14 protein-coding genes are annotated in these 16287 nt (G+C 71.2%); 6 read left to right on the plus strand and 8 right to left on the minus strand.

Going from position 1 to position 16287, the window contains the following annotated elements; genetic code table 11:
• The first annotated feature begins 44 nt into the window (after window positions 1–44).
• Entirely contained in the window at window positions 45–824 is a 780-nt protein-coding gene (locus tag KOD61_RS01150) for an NYN domain-containing protein (protein ID WP_215219263.1), read from the plus strand.
• On the opposite strand, the gene KOD61_RS01155 is transcribed toward KOD61_RS01150, so the two are convergent.
• The gene (locus tag KOD61_RS01155) at window positions 818–3019 is read right to left on the minus strand and encodes a primosomal protein N' (protein WP_215219264.1); all 2202 of its coding nucleotides are present in this window, start codon (window positions 3017–3019) and stop codon (window positions 818–820) included. The two genes, KOD61_RS01150 and KOD61_RS01155, sit on opposite strands and share 7 nt — an antisense overlap.
• A 475-nt stretch (window positions 3020–3494) precedes the next feature.
• Between KOD61_RS01155 and KOD61_RS01160 the strand changes: the two genes are divergently transcribed.
• A complete protein-coding gene (locus KOD61_RS01160) occupies window positions 3495–4532 on the plus strand; it encodes a hypothetical protein (protein ID WP_215219265.1) in 1038 nt (345 codons plus the stop codon).
• The gene (locus KOD61_RS01165; protein WP_215219266.1) at window positions 4519–5169 is read left to right on the plus strand and encodes a DUF3106 domain-containing protein; all 651 of its coding nucleotides are present in this window, start codon (window positions 4519–4521) and stop codon (window positions 5167–5169) included. Before KOD61_RS01160 ends, KOD61_RS01165 begins: the two co-directional genes overlap by 14 nt.
• Window positions 5170–5173: 4 nt before the next feature.
• Here the strand turns inward: KOD61_RS01165 and KOD61_RS01170 are convergent, their stop codons facing one another.
• Window positions 5174–6367, minus strand: a complete 1194-nt coding sequence (locus KOD61_RS01170) for a DUF3667 domain-containing protein (protein WP_215219267.1) — start codon at window positions 6365–6367, stop codon at window positions 5174–5176.
• Window positions 6368–6484: 117 nt separating this feature from the next.
• On the opposite strand from KOD61_RS01170, the gene KOD61_RS01175 reads away from it, so the two are divergent.
• Together KOD61_RS01175 and sppA are read left to right on the plus strand one after the other, a co-directional pair.
• Entirely contained in the window at window positions 6485–7930 is a 1446-nt protein-coding gene (locus KOD61_RS01175; RefSeq protein WP_215219268.1) for an MATE family efflux transporter, read from the plus strand.
• Window positions 7931–8006: 76 nt separating this feature from the next.
• The gene (gene sppA / locus KOD61_RS01180) at window positions 8007–9887 is read left to right on the plus strand and encodes a signal peptide peptidase SppA (protein ID WP_215219269.1); all 1881 of its coding nucleotides are present in this window, start codon (window positions 8007–8009) and stop codon (window positions 9885–9887) included.
• A 7-nt stretch (window positions 9888–9894) separates the two neighbouring features.
• Here the strand turns inward: sppA and KOD61_RS13060 are convergent, their stop codons facing one another.
• Window positions 9895–10026 carry a hypothetical protein gene (locus KOD61_RS13060; protein ID WP_256441541.1) on the minus strand — a complete coding sequence of 44 codons (132 nt, stop codon included), beginning with the start codon at window positions 10024–10026 and terminating at the stop codon, window positions 9895–9897.
• Window positions 10027–10112: 86 nt separating this feature from the next.
• Between KOD61_RS13060 and KOD61_RS01185 the strand changes: the two genes are divergently transcribed.
• Entirely contained in the window at window positions 10113–10889 is a 777-nt protein-coding gene (locus tag KOD61_RS01185; RefSeq protein ID WP_215219270.1) for an SDR family oxidoreductase, read from the plus strand.
• A gap of 22 nt (window positions 10890–10911) precedes the next feature.
• On the opposite strand, the gene KOD61_RS01190 is transcribed toward KOD61_RS01185, so the two are convergent.
• The 5 genes from KOD61_RS01190 to KOD61_RS01210 form a co-directional block, all read right to left on the minus strand.
• Window positions 10912–11589, minus strand: a complete 678-nt coding sequence (locus KOD61_RS01190; protein WP_215219271.1) for a DUF4124 domain-containing protein — start codon at window positions 11587–11589, stop codon at window positions 10912–10914.
• Window positions 11586–12365, minus strand: a complete 780-nt coding sequence (locus tag KOD61_RS01195; protein ID WP_251370614.1) for a DUF4124 domain-containing protein — start codon at window positions 12363–12365, stop codon at window positions 11586–11588. The genes KOD61_RS01190 and KOD61_RS01195 overlap by 4 nt, the downstream gene beginning before the upstream one ends.
• A gap of 41 nt (window positions 12366–12406) precedes the next feature.
• Window positions 12407–12964, minus strand: coding sequence for an L-threonylcarbamoyladenylate synthase (locus KOD61_RS01200; protein ID WP_215219272.1), 558 nt, complete (start codon window positions 12962–12964; stop codon window positions 12407–12409).
• 109 nt (window positions 12965–13073) lie between these two features.
• Window positions 13074–15539, minus strand: a complete 2466-nt coding sequence (locus KOD61_RS01205) for a DNA topoisomerase I (RefSeq protein ID WP_215219273.1) — start codon at window positions 15537–15539, stop codon at window positions 13074–13076.
• 198 nt (window positions 15540–15737) lie between these two features.
• Complete coding sequence (locus KOD61_RS01210) at window positions 15738–16226, minus strand: DUF494 family protein (RefSeq protein ID WP_215219274.1); 489 nt, start codon at window positions 16224–16226, stop codon at window positions 15738–15740.
• Window positions 16227–16287 lie beyond the last annotated feature (61 nt).

A 16287-nucleotide genomic window follows, 5' to 3' on the forward strand; every position in this document is an offset into this window, starting at 1 on the left:
GCAGCGGTGCGCTAGGCTCGGGTCAGTCCCCTCGGAGCACGCCGGTGGCGCAAGACGAAAAACGCATCGCCCTGCTGATCGACGCCGACAATGCGCCGGCGGCCAAGCTCGACGTGATCCTCGCGGAGGTCGCGCGCCACGGTGTTGCCAACGTGCGGCGGGCCTACGGCGACTGGAAGAACCCGCACCTCAAGAGCTGGGAGGCGTGCCTGCACCAGTACGCGATCCGGCCGGTGCAGCAGTTCGCCTACAGCCGTGGCAAGAACGCCTCGGACATGGCGATGGTGATCGACGCGATGGACCTGCTGTACGCGCGCAACCTCGACGGGTTCGCGATCGTCTCCAGCGATGCCGACTTCACCCCGCTGGTGATGCGGCTGCTGACCGACGGGGTGAAGGTCTACGGCTTCGGCGAGAAGAAGACGCCGGACCCGTTCGTCAACGCCTGCTCGGTGTTCACCTACGTCGAGGCGCTGGGCCAGCAGGACAGTGGCGCGGCCACCGCCACCCAGCAGCCGCGCACCGCGGCCGAGCTGCGCGGCGACGCACGGCTGTTGCAGATGTTGCGGGGCGCAGTCGAGTTCGCCAGCGGCGAGGACGGCTGGGCCCACCTGGGCGCGGTGGGCCAGCAGATCGGCAACCAGGCCTCGTTCGACTCGCGCAATTACGGCTACCGCAAGCTCAGCGACCTGATCGAGGCATCGGACCTGTTCGAGGTGCGTCGCGACGAGCAGAGTGTCTGGGTGCGGGACAAGCCGAAGGCACGCAAGGCGGCGCAGCGTCCGCGCAAGACCGCCAAGCCGGCACCCCCTGCCACTCAGTAGAGGTCGACCGGGTCCACGTCCAGTGACCAGCGCACGCGGCGCGCATCAGGCAGGGCATGGATCTCCGGGAGTGCGGCGTCCAACGCGGCGTGCAGCTCGCGGCGCCCCGCGGACGACAGCAGCAGCTGGCTGCGCTGGTAGCCGGCGCGGCGTGGCATCGGGGCCGGCAACGGGCCACTGAGCTCCAACGATCCGTCCGCCGCCTGCTCCAGGCAGCGGCGGGCCGCCTGCAGGAACCCGTCGGCGTGTTCGACCTGTTTTGCCTCTGCCCGTAACAGCGCCAGGTGCGCGTACGGCGGGAAACCGGCGGCCTCGCGCTGCTCCAGTTCGATCGTGGCGAACGCACCGTAGCCGCCGGCCAGCAGGGTGGCCAGCAGCGGGTGCCCGGGGTGGTGGGTCTGCAGGGCGACGACGCCCGGCCGGTCGGCGCGCCCTGCCCGTCCCGCGACCTGGATCAGGAGCTGGGCGAGCTTCTCCGGCGCGCGGAAATCGGCCGAGAACAGCCCCTCGTCGATCCCGACCACCGCCACCAGGGTCAGGTTGGGCAGGTCGTGGCCCTTGGCCAGCATCTGGGTGCCGACCAGGATCCCGCGCGCACTGCCGAACTCGGACAGGTGGCGCTCCAGCGCGTCGCGGCGCTGGGTCGTGCCACGGTCGATGCGCATCACCGGCACCTCCGGGAAACGCTCGCGCAGGGCCTCTTCGATCCGTTCGGTGCCTGCGCCCTGCGACTGCAGCGCCAGTCCGCCGCAATCGGGGCAGGCATTGGGGACCGGCCGTCGCGCGCCACAGTGGTGGCATTGCAGCCGGCGCCCGCCGCCGTGCACCGTCATCGCGGCGTCGCAGCGCTGGCATTGGGCGCTCCAGCCGCAGTCGTGGCACAGCAGCACCGGCGCGTAGCCGCGGCGGTTGCGGAACACCAGCACCTGGCCGTCGGCCTCGAGCGCCCGGTCGATCGTGTCGAGCAGCTCGGGTGACATCCCGGCCAGTAGCGGGCGCTTGCGCACGTCGATCACCCGCACCGCCGGCGGCTGTGCGTTGCCGGCGCGCTGGCGCAACCGCAGCCAGCCGTAGCGGCCGGCCTGGGCGTTGCGCAGCGACTCCAGCGAGGGTGTCGCGCTGCCGAGCACCACCGGCACCCCGAGCGCCTGCGCCCGCACCAGGGCGAAGTCGCGCGCGTGGTAGCGGATGCCGTCGAGCTGCTTGTAGCTGCCGTCGTGCTCCTCGTCGACCACCAGCAGGCCGGCTTCGGGCAGCGGCAGGAAGACCGCCGATCGCGTGCCGACCACCACCCGCGCCTCGCCCCGCAGGCAGGCCGCCCAGGTACGCGCGCGCTCACCATCCGACAGTCCCGAATGCAGCACGTGCACGGTGATCCCGAGCCGCTCGCGAAAGCGCGCCAGCAGCTGCGGGGTCAGGCCGATCTCCGGCACCAGTACCAGTGCCTGGCGCCCGCGCGACAGGCAGTCGGCGATCGCGTGCAGGTAGACCTCGGTCTTGCCGCTGCCGGTGACGCCGTCCAGCAACACCGGGTGGAAGGCCCCGGCGCCGGCCAGCACCGCATCGACGGCGGCCTGCTGGCCCTCGTTGAGCCGCGGTCCCGGCCGCACGATGGAGTGGGGCCGCGCGGGGTCGACGATGACCTGCTCGGCGAGGCCGCGGCTGGCCAGGGTGCGGGCGGCGGCGCGCCAGCCGGTGGCCTCGGGATCGTCGTGGAGCCGCGCCTCTGGCAGCGGCGCGTCGGCGGCCAGCCGCTCGGCCAACTGCCGGGGGCGGCCGGGTCGCATTGCATCGATCGCGGTGCGGCCGGCCTCGGTCAGCTGCCATCCGCGCTGGACGGTGTCGGGCAGTGGCTCGCCATGCCGGAGCGGGCCGGGCAGGGCGGTCGCGAGCACCTCGCCAAGCGGCGCGTGGGTGTAGCGCGCCAGCCAGCGCAGCGAGGCCAGCAGCTCGCCGGCGAACAGCGGGGTGGAGTCCAGGACCGCGTGGACCGGCTTCAGCGGACCCGGATCGCCCGGCGCATCAGGGATTGCGGTGACGACCCCGACCAGCTCGCGCGGGCCGAACGGCACCCGCACCCGCGCGCCGACCGCCGCGGCGGGACCGTCCACGGCGGGGAAATAGCTGAACAAGCGCGGCAGCGGCACCGGCAGGGCCACAAGGAGCACGCCGGCCGCCGGGTCGACTGGGGACATGCCATCAGTCTAGCGACGCACGGACCCCTTGGGCGCTGCAGGCTCAACACCCTGCAGGGCTCCTCTGCAAGCAGGCAAGTTGCGCCGCATTACTGTCTGTCATCTGATGAAGTGTGCGCAAGTTCCGGTTTTACAAAGGGATTCGCCGTTATCCACACCGGATGTGGATAAGTCTGTGCACGGATCGGCGGCGGTGGACCGAAATGCCGGTGGCACCGACCCTTCACACAGGTTGGTGAAAAAAGTGCCAAGCGGGCTAAACATAGTTAAATCAGCGACTTGGCCGTGAAACATTGCTGCAACGCGGCGTCCGGCGATGCTGAACGGGCCGTTCAGAAGCGCCTTGGCCCGTCTGTGTACAACCGGTTTTGGCTGTAACCCTCGTCACGCTTCGTTCGCGAAGGTTTACCGGGATTGTCAAGCACGCGGCGTGGCCGGTTCGGTCGCTATGATCCGTGCATGGTGACGCTGTCAGATGAGTAGCCCCGATCCGTTGAATGCGTCCCGCGAGGGCCGCCCGCAGGGTGCCCCACCGGCCCTTGCCGCCTTCCTGCGCGGAGTGGAGCGGCGTGGCGCGGTGTTGGCCGAGCTGCAATGCGGCGATGCGGATGCGGGCGACGCGGCCCTGGCCCAGGCGATGCGCCGGTTCCGTGCGGAGGCCGCCGGCCAGCCCATGAGCCAGTGGCCGCGCCGGTTCTGGACGCTGCTGCTGTCGCAGCCCGGCCTGCGACGACACCACGGGGTCGCGGTCGAACTCGAAGCCGGCGACCAGCTGGCGCGGCTGGGCAGCGGGCCGCGTGCCGCCCTGCTGCTGCGGCTCGCGGCAGGGCTGGACGAGCCGGAAGCGGCGGCGGTGCTCGATGTCGCGCCGGCCACCTACCGACTGGCGCTGCAACGCGCGCTCCCGCGCCAGGCCGACGGCCGCGCGGACCCCGGCGCCTGGCAGCGCCTGCGCGAGCACATCCACCGGCGCATCAAGACGTTGCCGCCGGTGCGGCTGGCCCGGCTCGGGCACGCCCGCGAGGCTGCGGTGGCCGCGGCCCCGGGCGATGCCGCGCCACCGATCCCGGCGCCGGGCGTCGCCGGACGGCCGGCGCCGCGCGGCGTACTGACGGTGCTGAGGGGCCTGCTGGCGTTGGCCGCCCTGTTGTTCGCGGCTACCTTCCTGTGGCCCGAACGGTTCGGCGGGGCCGAACCCGGAACCGTCTCGCAGCTGGCCGACCAGGGCCCCGCGTCCAGGTACGGCGCCGACGCCGCGCTGGTCTCGCACCGTGACTTCGAACTGCTGGCCGACCCCGAAGGTTTGCAGGACGCCCGCGAGCTCGCGTTCCACAGCTGGCTGGCCGCGCAGGGCGCCAACACCCCACTGCCCGGGGCCGAACCCGGCCCGGTGCGTGAAGACGGACCGACGGCTCCGCCGGAAGATGGATTGCAGGGAGGCGTCGATGGGGCCGGCGCCGCGGCCGGCATGGTCGAGGTGCCTCTCGGAGAGACCGCCAATGAACCGGGTTGAGGCATGCCTGCGCCGGATGGTCGTGGCCGTCGTGCTCGCCGGACTGGCACCCGCCGCGGTGGCCACGCCGCCGGTGCTCGACGATTTCGACGACGTGTTGCCGCGGCTCCAGCCCGAGCGGCGTGCCGGACTGCAGCGTCACGCCGAGCGCTGGGCCGGATGGACCGAATCCGAGCGCGCGGCGTTCGAGCAGCGTGCGGCCGAGTGGGATGCGCTGCCGGCGGCCGAGCGCGGCGCCCTGCGCGAGCGGTACCGGGCCGCCAGCGCCCTGCCGGCGCGCGACCGCGACCGGGTGCGGACCGCCGCGCGCTGGTTCGAGGCGCTGCCTCCCGACCGGCAGCAGGCCTTGCGCGACGAGTTCCAGGCGCTGGATGCCAGCGTGCGCCGCGGCTGGCTGCTCGGCCCCGACCTGGGCGCCGACTACACCGCGCTGCAACCGCTGCTGGCGCAGGTGCCGGTGGCCGAGCACGACGAGATCCTGCGCGTGCTGCGCGGCATGACCGCCCGCCAGCGCAAGGACCTTGCGGTACTGGTGCAACGCACGCCCCCGCAGGAGCGCGCCCAGCTGCGGCGCGAGCTGGTATCGACCGCCGCCGCGCGCCGCGACGACTGGCTGTGGGACCGCCTGCACCGCTGAGCGGTCAGCCCTCCGCCAGCCGTGCCATGAACATCACCAGCGTCGCAAAAAGCAACATCAGGAAATAGATGTTCCCGACAACCAGGTACTTGATCGCCGTCAGCCACCAGGCCTGGCGGTAGACGCGGCGTTGCATCAGCAGCAGGTAGATCGGCAGCCACACCATCACCAGCGACCACCCCAGCGCGACCACGATGCCCACCCACGCCGTGTACGGCGCCAGCCAGCTCCCTACGAGCGAAGCCACGAACATCAGCGCCAATGCCAGCAGCAGGTAGGCATGGCTGTACAGCGCCACCACGAGGTGCTCCAGGTACAGGCGCCCGCTGAACAGGTAAACCAGCTTCAACAGTCCGGCGAACACCGGTACCAGCAGGAACAGGGCGGTCGGCGCCGAGGCCATCAGCCCCTGCACCCAGAACTCGGGCGAGGCGAAGTTCTCGCTCTCCATGGTGCGCTCGATGTTGCCGAGCTTGCGGTTGAGCCAGTCGTTCGCGAAGCCCGGCCACCAGCTGACCACCAGCGGATTGGTCTTGGCGTCCCAAACGCCGGTGTGGCCCAGCATGTTGAGCTGCAGGCCGCTGTCGCGCGGACGTGGAGCCGTCGTCGCGTCGCGAGTGGTCGGTGCGGCGGCGTTGCCGGTCCCGGTGCCGTCTTCGCCCAGTTCGACGCGCCGGTTGGCTGCGGCGCCGCGAATGGCCGCCTCGGCCGCCACCAGTCCCATGTCCACGCCGGGCACGTCTCCGGATGCCATGCGCGCCTGCTGGATCTCCTCCATCAAGGCGTCCTCCAGTGCCCGCACTTCCTCGACCGTGTCAGCCTGGGCGAACCGGGCACGGCTGTCGTTGAAGTTGGCATTGCGCTCGTCGATATGTACCGCCGCCGCGCCGATGAAGAACGTCAGAAGGCTCAGCACCACGAACAGCCGCAGCGGCGCGATATAGCGCTGGCGGTGGCCGGCGAGGTAGTTGATGGCCACGCGCCCGGGCGAGACCAGGTCGCGCAGGGTCCGCCACAGGCGACCGTCGAGGTGCCAGAAGGCTTCGAAGAATTCCTCGATCGCGTGGCCGGCGTGGCGGATCGGGTTGTGCACCGATTGCCCGCACTGGTGGCAGAAATCGCCCTGCAGCGCCGTGGCGCAGTTTTCGCAGTGGGTCAGCGGCGCGTGCGACGCGTTGCCGGTCGTGTGGTCGGTCATGCGCGTTGTCCCCGGGGCCGTGGATGGCGGGCGCTAAGATAGCGGCCCGCCACGACCCGGCGCCAGCGCCCGACTGCCGCCTGGCGGCGCGGCCGCCGTCGCCCGACCGGTTCTCCCATGCCTTCCGATGCCTCCCTGCCGACACACGGCCCGCGCCTGTCGACCGAAGTCGGCCGCAGCGCCGTGCTCGCCGCACCCCTGGTGCTGGGCCACCTGTCGACCGGGCTGATCGGTTTCGTCGACAGCGTGATCGCCGGACACCACGGCACCGAGACGCTGGCCGCGGTGTCGGTGGGCACGGCGCTGTTCTGGCTGCCGATGATGGTGCCGATGGGCACGCTGATGTCGCTGCCGCCGGCGGTGTCGCAACTCGATGGCGCCGGCCGGCGGGCGGAGATCGGCGCGCTGTTCCGCCAGGCGATGTGGCTGGCGGCCGTGCTGGGCATCATCCTGTTCGGCTTCATGACCGCCGCCGCGCACGCCCTGGTGCCGATGGGCATCGCCCCGACGATCGTGCCGGGCGCGATCGACTTCATCCACGGCATCCGCTGGGGCGTGCCCGCGCTGACGTTGTACCTGTGCATGCGCTACCTCAGCGACGGCCTGCATTTCACCCTGCCGACGATGGTGCTCGGCTTCGGCGGCCTGGTGCTGCTGGTGCCGATCGGCTACGTACTGACCTATGGCGCGTTCGGCTTTCCCGAGCTCGGTGCCGGCGGGCCGGGCATCGCCTCGGCGGTGATGATGTGGGCGCAGGCGATCGCGTTCTTCCTGTACCTGCGTCGCTCCAGCCGCTTCGCCGGGCTCCGGCTGTTTGCACGCTTCGACCCGCCGCGCTGGGACACGATCCGCGGGCTGCTCGCGACCGGCCTGCCGATCGGGGTGACGGTGGCGATGGAGGGCGGCCTGTTCATTGCGACCGCACTGCTGATCGGCCGGCTCGGCGAGCTGCCCGCGGCCGCCCACCAGATCGCGATCAATGTCGCCAGCCTGTGTTTCATGATCCCGATGGGGTTGGCCGAGGCGACCACGGTGCGGGTCGGCCACGCGCTGGGCCGGTCCGATGTCGATGGCGTGCGCCGCGCCGCGCGCGCCGGCTACCTGATCGTGCTGGCGACCCAGACGTTCTCGGCGCTGGCGCTGTTGCTGGGCAACGATTGGATCGTCGGGTTCTACACCGACGATGCCGCGGTGGCGGCGCTGGCGGCGACGCTGCTGCTGTACGCCGCCGCGTTCCAGTTCCCGGATGGCGTGCAGGTGCTGTCTGCCGGCGCATTGCGCGGATTGGGCGACACGCGCGTGCCGATGCTGCTGGCAGGACTGGCCTACTGGGCGGTCGGCATGCCGCTGGGCGCGGTGCTCGGGCTCGGCGTCGGCGGCCTGACCACCGGTTGGGGCCCGCGCGGCATGTGGCTCGGGCTGATCGCGGGCCTGCTGGTCGCGGCGGTGCTGCTGTCCCTGCGGTTCGTGCGCTCGAGCGACCCGGCCCGGCTGCGGCTGATCCTGAACGAGACAGGTCCGGACCCCGCCCCGGACGCGGCGCGGGTGACCTCCGACCGATGAACCACGACGGCGCAGCGGGTACGCTGGCCCATCGCCCGCATTTCCGCGGGCCGTTCCACATGAGAACCACGACGCAATGAACCAGACTCCGCAGCGCGGCCCCATCGCCCGCTTCTTCATCGGCCTGTGGGATGCGATGAACTTCACCCGCCGGTTGATCCTCAACCTGCTGTTCTTCGTGCTGCTGTTCCTGCTGCTGGCGGTGATGGGTTCGGGCGACCGGACCGAGCCGCTGCTGGACCGCACCACCCTGGTGATCGCCCCGACGGGCGCGCTGGTCGAGCAGTACAGCGTCGACCCGGCCACCCGCGCGCTGACCCGCGCGCTGGGCGAGGAGGCCGGCGAAGTGCAGCTGCGCGACCTGCTGCGCGCGCTGGACGAGGCGGGCCAGGACGACCGGATTGAGCGCGTACTGCTGGACCTGGACGGACTCACCGGCGGCGGCATGGCCAGCCGGGGCGAGGTCGCCGCGGCGGTGGTGCGCCTGCGCGAAAGCGGCAAGCAGGTGGTCGCTTTCTCGGAAATGATGTCGCAGGAGCAGTACCTGATCGCCGCCCAGGCCGACGAGGTCTACCTCGACCCGATGGGCGGGATGCTGCTCGAAGGCCTGGGCCGCTACCGCCAGTACTACCGCGAGGGCCTGCAGGACAAGCTCGGCGTCGACGTGCACCTGTTCAAGGTGGGCGAGTACAAGTCCGCGGCCGAGCCGTTCGTGCTCGACGCGGCGTCGCCGGAGTCGAAGGAGGCCGACCTGTACTGGATGAACGACCTCTGGAACCGTTACCTGGCCCGGATCGGCGCGGCGCGCGGGATCGAGCCGGCGACGATCGCGGCCGGCATCGCGCAGCTGCCCGAGCAGATTGCCGCGGTCGACGGCGACCTTGCCCGCCACGCGCTGGAGCACGGCTTCGTCGACGCCCTGAAGACCCGCGAGCAGGTTGCCGACCTGCTGGCCGAGCGCGGCGCGGCCGATGCCGACGCCGAGGGTGGCTTCCGCCAGGTCTCGATGGCCGGTTACCTGGCCCACGTCGACAACGCGCTCGGCCAGGTCACCAACGTGCGTCCGCATGTCGCGGTGGTGGTCGCGGCCGGTTCCATCACCGGCGGCAAGCAGCCGCCGGGCACGATCGGCGGTGAGTCGACCTCGGCCCTGCTGCGCGACGCCCGCGACGACCGCAACGTCAAGGCGGTGGTACTGCGCGTCGACTCCCCGGGCGGCGAAGTGTTCGCCTCCGAGCAGATCCGCCGCGAGGTGGTCGCGCTCAAGGAGGCCGGCAAGCCTGTCGTCGTGTCGATGGGCGACCTGGCCGCCTCGGGTGGTTACTGGATCAGCATGGACGCCGACACCATCTACGCCGACCCGTCGACGATCACCGGTTCGATCGGCATCTTCGGCATGATCCCGACCATTCCGCGCGCACTCGAGCGCATCGGCGTCAACACCGACGGCGTCGGCACCACGCCGTTCGCGGGCGCGTTCAACATCACCCGCGAGCTCGACCCGGCCGTTGGCCAGGTGATCCAGTCGGTGATCGAGAAGGGCTACCGCGACTTCATCGGCAAGGTCGCGCAGGCCCGCGACCAGCCGGTCGCCGCGATCGACGAGGTGGCGCGTGGCCGCGTGTGGAGCGGCTCGCAGGCCAAGGCGCGCGGGCTGGTCGACGAACTGGGCGGGCTCAACACCGCGATCGACGCCGCCGCCAAGCTCGCCGGGCTGGAGGACAACTACGCGGTCCATTACCTGGAGAAGGCCGCCACCCCGTTCGAGCGCTGGTTCACCGGCTTTGCCAGCAGCCGGATCGGCGTGGCCATGCTGTCGGATTCAGACATCGCGCGCGGCCTGCTGGCGCGCGCGGTGCCGCAGGCGGCGGCCGACCTGAAGCTGCTGGAAGGCGCGATCACGCCGGTGGCCGGCGTACCGGTGAAGTCGCTGGCGTACTGCTTCTGCGGCGAGTAGGCGCCGGCTAGCCGTGCGTGGCCTCGGCCGCCTGCGGCTCCGGCGGCCGTTCCGGGTCGGGCGCGTCGGGTTTGGTGCAGGCCGCCAGCAGTACCACGGCGGCCACGGCGGCGACCCGCAACAGGGTGGTCGGCGACATCGCGGCATCCTCCGGTTGACTCGCGGCTTATCCTACGCCGGTCGTGACACCGCGCCCGCCCGGCGCGGACCCCGATAGGAGCAGGCATGGATCCCAGGCGCTGGCGGCTCGACGGCCAACTCGCACTCGTCACCGGCGGCAGCGCCGGTATCGGCCGCGCGATCGCGCGAGAGCTGCTCGGCTTCGGCGCCGACGTGCTGCTGGCCGCGCGTGACGCCGCCGGCCTCGACGCCGCCCGCACCGAACTGCTCGAGGACTTCCCCGAGCGCGAGGTGCAGTGCTTCGCCGCCGACGTCGGCATCGAGGAGCAGCGCCGGGAGCTGCTCGACTGGGTCGAGGACTTCGGCGAAGGCCTGCACGTGCTGGTCAACAACGCCGGCATGAACATCGGCAAGGCGAGCACCGATTACGGCGACGCCGAATGGCGCGAGATCTTCGAGGTCAACCTGTTTTCGGCGTTCGAACTGTCGCGCTACCTGCACCCGTTGCTGACCCGCCATGCGGCATCGAGCATCGTCAACGTCGGCAGCGTCTCGGGCCTGACCCACGTGCGCACCGGCGCGCCCTACGGCATGAGCAAGGCGGCGTTGCACCAGCTGACCCGGAACCTGGCGGTCGAGTGGGCCGGGGACGGCATCCGGGTCAACGCGGTGGCGCCGTGGTACATCCGCACCCGCCGCACGTCCGGCAAACTGGCCGACCCGGACTACCTCGACGAGGTGCTGCTGCGCACGCCGATGGGGCGCGTGGGCGAACCGGAGGAAGTGGCCGCGGCCGTGGCGTTCCTGTGCCTCCCAGCCGCCGGCTACGTCACCGGCGAGTGCATCGCGGTCGACGGCGGGTTCCTGCGTTACGGGTTCTGAGCCGGGCGGTCGCGGCTCGCAGTCAGCCGTCGCAGCGGTTGCGCTCGACGATCGCGCGCACGCGCTCCAGTTCGGCGCGTGCCGCCACCGGGTCGTCGCTGCGGGCGAACTGGACCGTCGCCTCGCTCGCCTGCAGCAGCTCCTCCCAGCGTGCGCACCGGTCCGCCTCGGGCACGGGCTGGCAGGCGTCGACCACGACCATGCAGGCTGCCCCGGCGCCGCGGGTCGGGTCGCCGCCCAGACCGGTGGTGCGCATCGCCGCACAGCGCTCGGCGGGGACCTCGCTGTCGGTCAGGTAGTCCTCGCGCTCCCAGGTGCGGCACGCGAACAGCGGTGGCGGCGGGCGGCGTTCGACCGGGACGTCGCTGTCGACCTCGACCAGGACCGTGCCATGGGTGTCCGGCGGTGGGGGTTCCACCGGCATCGGCATCAGTGATGGCCGCGCGGCCGGTGTTGCGGCCGGCGTCGGCACGGGGATGTACGGCTCGGACGGGGGCGGCGTGGTCTCGACCACGCGGCGCTGCTCGCGGCTGCCGCGGGGGCAGGGGTCGTCGTTCTGCACCGTGACCGCGCCATCGGCGGCGGTGCAGCGGTAGATCACCACTTCGTCCTGCGCAGCGACGGACGTGGCGGTGGCGCACACCAGCAGCAGTGCGAGACACCACTGCGCGGCCCGGCGCGGACGGTACATCGCCCTCATGGCGGGCACTCCGCGGCCAGTTGCGCGTCGATCCGGCGCTGCTCGGCATCGATGGCGTGGCGCTCGCCCTGCAGCGCGCTGTTGTAGCGGCGGCCAAGCTCCCAGTGGCGATCGCGCAGCCGCTCGCAGACCTCCGCCTGCGGCAGCGGCCGGCACTCGTCGCGGATCCAGGTGCCCGGTGTCGCCGCCAGGCCGACGTGAGGCGGCAACGCAGGGAGGCGTGAGTGGTCGGCCGGTGCCGACGGGGTCGGCCGACCCACTCCGTCGTAAACGAGACCGCTGCCGTACGACGTTCCCGCGGCAGCGGGGCGGACCGGCGGCATGGGTCGCTGGTGTGGTCGCCGCGGGGAGGTCCATGCCGGATAGCCGAGCGTCCACAGCGGCACCCAGCGCGGGTTCCCGGCGGGGTTGTGGCTGGTGTAGCGGTCCCCGTCGGGCGTGGTGCATTCGTAGGTTGGCGTGGGTGCGTGCACCACCACCACCCGCGGCGGCGCGGGGCCGACCGGCGACGAAGCGGGCAACGCGGGTGCGGCCGCCGGCGGCTGGGGAGGCGGGTCCTGCGGCCGCAGCATGCCGCGGGCCTGCTGGTGCTCGCCCGCCGCGCACGGTGTGTCGCGCAGGGTGAGCTGGCCGTCGGCGCCGACGCATCGGTAGATGGTGACCTGCCCGGGAGCGGATGCGGCAGTGACCGCAGGCATCGCCGGCGAGAGCCCTGCCAGCAAGGCGAGGATGGGCAATGCGGGACGACGGGCAGGCACGCGCGGCATGGTGGCCATGGTGCCCCGGCCCGCGTGAACGCCTCCCCGCCGCGTGCCGATCACCCTCGCAACACGTCGCCGGTGCGCGCGTCGCGGATGGTCGTGGGCGACTGCAGGTTGCCGGTTTCGCCCGCCACGACCGCATCCAGCTGGGTCAGCAGGGCGGGATCGAGCTGCTCGCTTCGACGCGCCGGTGGCTGGCCGGACAGGTTGGCGCTGGTCGATACCAGCGGCCGGCCAAACCCGCGGCAGAGTTCGACCACGGTCGGATGCGCGCTGACCCGCACCGCCACCCCCGCGTGACTGCCGGTAATCCAGCGCGGCACGCCGGCGGTGGCGGGGACGATCCAGGTATGCGGCCCCGGCCACGAGGCGAGCACGGCCTTGCGGCACGCGTCAGGCAGGGCGGACCAGTCGAGCAGGCCGTCGAGCTGGTCCGTGCCGGCCGCGATGAGGATCAGCCCCTTGTCGACCGGTCGCTGCTTGATGGACAGCAGGCGCAGCACGGCGGACTCGTCGAACGGATCGCAGCCCAGGCCCCAGACCGCCTCGGTGGGGTAAGCGATGATGCCGCCGCTTCGCAGGGCGGCAATGGCGGGGGCGAGGTCGGTGCTCATGGGCGGGCGAAGGGGCGACCTTCTTGTAGGAGCGGCTTCAGCCGCGACAGTGCAGTCGACGCGCGCCGGCCATCCGATCGCGGCTGAAGCCGCGCCTGCGGAGGAGCGGTCAGGCGTCGGTCTTGGCCGCGGCGGTCTTCTTTGCGGCGGCCTTCTTGGCAACGGTCTTTTTGGTCGTTTTCTTGGCAGTCTTCTTGGTGGCCTTTTTGGCCGTCTTCTTGGCCGGTGCCTTCTTCGCGGCGACCTTCTTCACCGCGGCCTTCTTGCCGAAGCGGCCGCGCGCGGGCTTGCCGGTCTCCTCCAGCAGCTTGGTTACTTCCTCAAGCGTCAGCGAGGCGGGCTCGCGGTCCTTGGGGATCTTGCCGTTGAGCTGGCCGTTGCTGATGTACGGGCCGTAGCGGCCATTGAGGACCTGGATGTCGCTGCCCTCGAACTCCTTGATGATCCGGTTGCGCGCGATTTCTTCCTTCTCCTCGATCAGGAACACCGCGCGCTCCAGGTCGACCTTGTACGGGTCGTCCTCCTTCTTGAGCGAGGCGTACACGCTGCCGCGCTTGGCGAACGGCCCGAACCGGCCGATGCCGACGCTGACCTCCTCGCCGTTGTGCTCGCCCAGTGCGCGCGGCATCTTGAACAGCTCGAGCGCGTCCTCCAGCGAAATCGTGTGCATGCTCTGGCCGGGACGCAGCGAGGCGAACTTCGGCTTGTCCTCGGCGTCCTCGGCGGTGCTGCCGATCGCGGCATACGGTCCGTAACGGCCGAGCCGGACGCTGACCGGCTTGCCGGTCTTGGGGTCGGTGCCGAGCTCGCGCGCGCCAGTGGCCTCGCTGCGGTCGACCGACTCCATCTTGTCGTCGACCATCTCCTTGAACGGGCTCCAGAACCGCTCCATCAGCGGCACCCACGCTTCCTCGCCGCGCGACACCGCGTCCAGCTCGTCCTCGAGCCGGGCGGTGAAGTCGTAGTCGACGTACCGGGTGAAGTGACTGGACAGGAACTTGCTGACCGCGCGGCCGACGTCGGACGGGTGGAAACGCCGGCTCTCGAGCTCCACGTACTTGCGGAACAGCAGCGTCGCGATGATCGAGGCGTAGGTCGACGGGCGGCCGATGCCGTATTCCTCGAGCGCCTTGACCAGGCTGGCTTCGGAGTAGCGCGGCGGCGGCTCGGTGAAGTGCTGGTCGGCGTGGATGCGATCCAGCGGGATCCGGTCGCCCGGCTGCATCGGCGGCAGCTTGCGGCCCTCGTCGTCCTCTTCCTTGCCCTTGGTGTCCTTGCCTTCCTCGTAGACGGCCAGGAAACCCGGGTCGAGCACGGTGGTGCCCGAGACGCGGAAGCCGTGCTCGCTGCCGGCGGCCAGCTCGACGCTGACGGTATTGAGCGTGGCCGGCACCATCTGGCTGGCGACCGCGCGCTTCCAGACAAGCTCGTACAGGCGGCGGGCGTCGTCCTCCAGGAAGCGCGAGACCTGCGCAGGCGTGCGTAGCGCCGAGGTCGGGCGGACCGCCTCGTGGGCTTCCTGCGCGTTCTTGGACTTGGATTTGTAGACGTTGGGCTGGTCCGGTACGGCGCCGGTGCCGTAGTCACGCGCGATGACGTCGCGGATCTCGGCGACCGCGTCGACCGACAGCGCGACCGAGTCGGTACGCATGTAGCTGATCAGGCCGACGGTGCCCTCGTCCCCCAGCGCCACGCCCTCGTACAGCTTCTGCGCGACCTGCATGGTGCGTTTGGTGGTGAAGCCCAGCTTGCGCGCGGCCTCCTGCTGCAGGGTCGAGGTGGTGAACGGCGGCGCGGGGCGGCGCTTGCGCTGCTTGCTGGTGACGTCGGTGACCTGCAGCGCGCCATTTGCGGCCGATACCAGCCGCTGGCGGGCGGCCTCGGCGGTCTCGCCGTCGGTGATCGTGAACTGCTCGAACTTCTGCCCGTCCAGCTTGACCAGGCGCGCACTGAAGGCCTGGGACGGGTGCTGGCATTCGGCCTCGATCGACCAGTACTCGCGCGCCCGGAACGCCTCGATCTCCTCCTCGCGCTCGACGATCATCCGCAACGCCGGCGACTGCACTCGGCCGGCCGACAGGCCGCGCTGCACCTTGCGCCACAGCACCGGCGACAGGTTGAAGCCGACCAGGTAGTCCAGCGCCCGGCGCGCCTGCTGGGCGTCGACCAACGGTGCGGCGATGTCGCGCGGGTGGGTCATCGCCTCCTTGATGGCACGCGGGGTGATCTCGGTGAACACCACCCGCTGCAGCGGCTTGCCGTCCAGCAGCCCCCGCTCGCGGAGGATCTCGGCCACGTGCCAGCTGATCGCCTCGCCCTCGCGGTCCGGGTCGGTCGCCAGGAAGATGGATTCGGCGCCCTTGGCCGCCTTGGCGATGGCCTCGACGTGTTTCTCGTTCTTCTCGATCAGGTCGTAGCGCATCGCGAAGCCGCGCTCGGGGTCGACCGCGCCCTCTTTCGGCACCAGGTCGCGCACATGGCCATACGAGGCGAGGACGATGAAATCCTTGCCGAGGTACTTGTTGATCGTCTTGGCCTTGGCGGGCGATTCGACGATGAGGAGGTTCTTGGCCATGCGGGGCAGGTTCCGGGCGGGCCGTGAAGGCCACGCGAGAGGGCGCGAGAGAAGACGACGCCCGCGGCAGGTGCCACGGGCGCCGGAGCATTCATTTATTAGTGGAATCACGCGGCGCCTGCCGCTGTCAAGCAGATTCCCGCCGCGGACAGGTCCGGGCGCGGCGGCATTATGGCCCGCCGCGGCGCGGGTGCACGGTCAGTGCACCGGTTCGGGCTCGTCCTCGAACATCTGGGTCTCCATCCAGGCGTAGGCGGCCTCGCTGCCGGGCTGGTTGAACAGCACCATCAGCACGACCCACTTGAGGTCGTCGAGGTCGAGGGTGTCCTGGTCGAGCGCCATCGCGCGGTCCAGCACCAGCTCGCGCTGGCCGGCGTCCAGCACGCCGTGCTGCTCCAGGAACAGCAGGAAGCCGCGGCAGTCGGTGTCCAGGCGGTCCAGCTCGGGGCCGGCGTAGACCCGGACCGGGCCGTCGGCACGCGCCGGCGAGGCGGACGGCCGCTGGCGTGCCAGCGCGTCCAGCCACTCGAAGGCCTTGTTGATCTCGGCGGGGCTGAAACCGGCCTGCCCGAGTTCCTCGAACAGCGGGCCGCTTTGCAGGTTGTCACGGTCGCGGACGAGGTCCGCGTCGTCGGTGAGGTAGTGCTCGAACAGGTACAGCAGGACGTCCAGGATGCTTTCTTTCATTTCCCCTCGGCCTGCGCCGCAGGCGGCGCGGTGGGTCAGGAGTGGTGGCCGCCACGCCCGC

This window comes from Lysobacter luteus, assembly GCF_907164845.1.
GTDB classification, from domain to species: Bacteria; Pseudomonadota; Gammaproteobacteria; order Xanthomonadales; family Xanthomonadaceae; genus Novilysobacter; species Novilysobacter luteus.

Coding starts and splice junctions, on each gene's coding strand:
- KOD61_RS01155 (WP_215219264.1), bottom strand. CDS start 3,019: ATGTCCCCAGTCGACCCGGCGGCCGGCGTGCTCCTTGTGGCCCTGCCG.
- KOD61_RS01160 (WP_215219265.1), top strand. CDS start 3,495: ATGAGTAGCCCCGATCCGTTGAATGCGTCCCGCGAGGGCCGCCCGCAG.
- KOD61_RS01165 (WP_215219266.1), top strand. CDS start 4,519: ATGAACCGGGTTGAGGCATGCCTGCGCCGGATGGTCGTGGCCGTCGTG.
- KOD61_RS01170 (WP_215219267.1), bottom strand. CDS start 6,367: ATGACCGACCACACGACCGGCAACGCGTCGCACGCGCCGCTGACCCAC.
- KOD61_RS01175 (WP_215219268.1), top strand. CDS start 6,485: ATGCCTTCCGATGCCTCCCTGCCGACACACGGCCCGCGCCTGTCGACC.
- sppA (WP_215219269.1), top strand. CDS start 8,007: ATGAACCAGACTCCGCAGCGCGGCCCCATCGCCCGCTTCTTCATCGGC.
- KOD61_RS13060 (WP_256441541.1), bottom strand. CDS start 10,026: ATGTCGCCGACCACCCTGTTGCGGGTCGCCGCCGTGGCCGCCGTGGTA.
- KOD61_RS01185 (WP_215219270.1), top strand. CDS start 10,113: ATGGATCCCAGGCGCTGGCGGCTCGACGGCCAACTCGCACTCGTCACC.
- KOD61_RS01190 (WP_215219271.1), bottom strand. CDS start 11,589: ATGAGGGCGATGTACCGTCCGCGCCGGGCCGCGCAGTGGTGTCTCGCA.
- KOD61_RS01195 (WP_251370614.1), bottom strand. CDS start 12,365: ATGGCCACCATGCCGCGCGTGCCTGCCCGTCGTCCCGCATTGCCCATC.
- KOD61_RS01200 (WP_215219272.1), bottom strand. CDS start 12,964: ATGAGCACCGACCTCGCCCCCGCCATTGCCGCCCTGCGAAGCGGCGGC.
- KOD61_RS01205 (WP_215219273.1), bottom strand. CDS start 15,539: ATGGCCAAGAACCTCCTCATCGTCGAATCGCCCGCCAAGGCCAAGACG.
- KOD61_RS01210 (WP_215219274.1), bottom strand. CDS start 16,226: ATGAAAGAAAGCATCCTGGACGTCCTGCTGTACCTGTTCGAGCACTAC.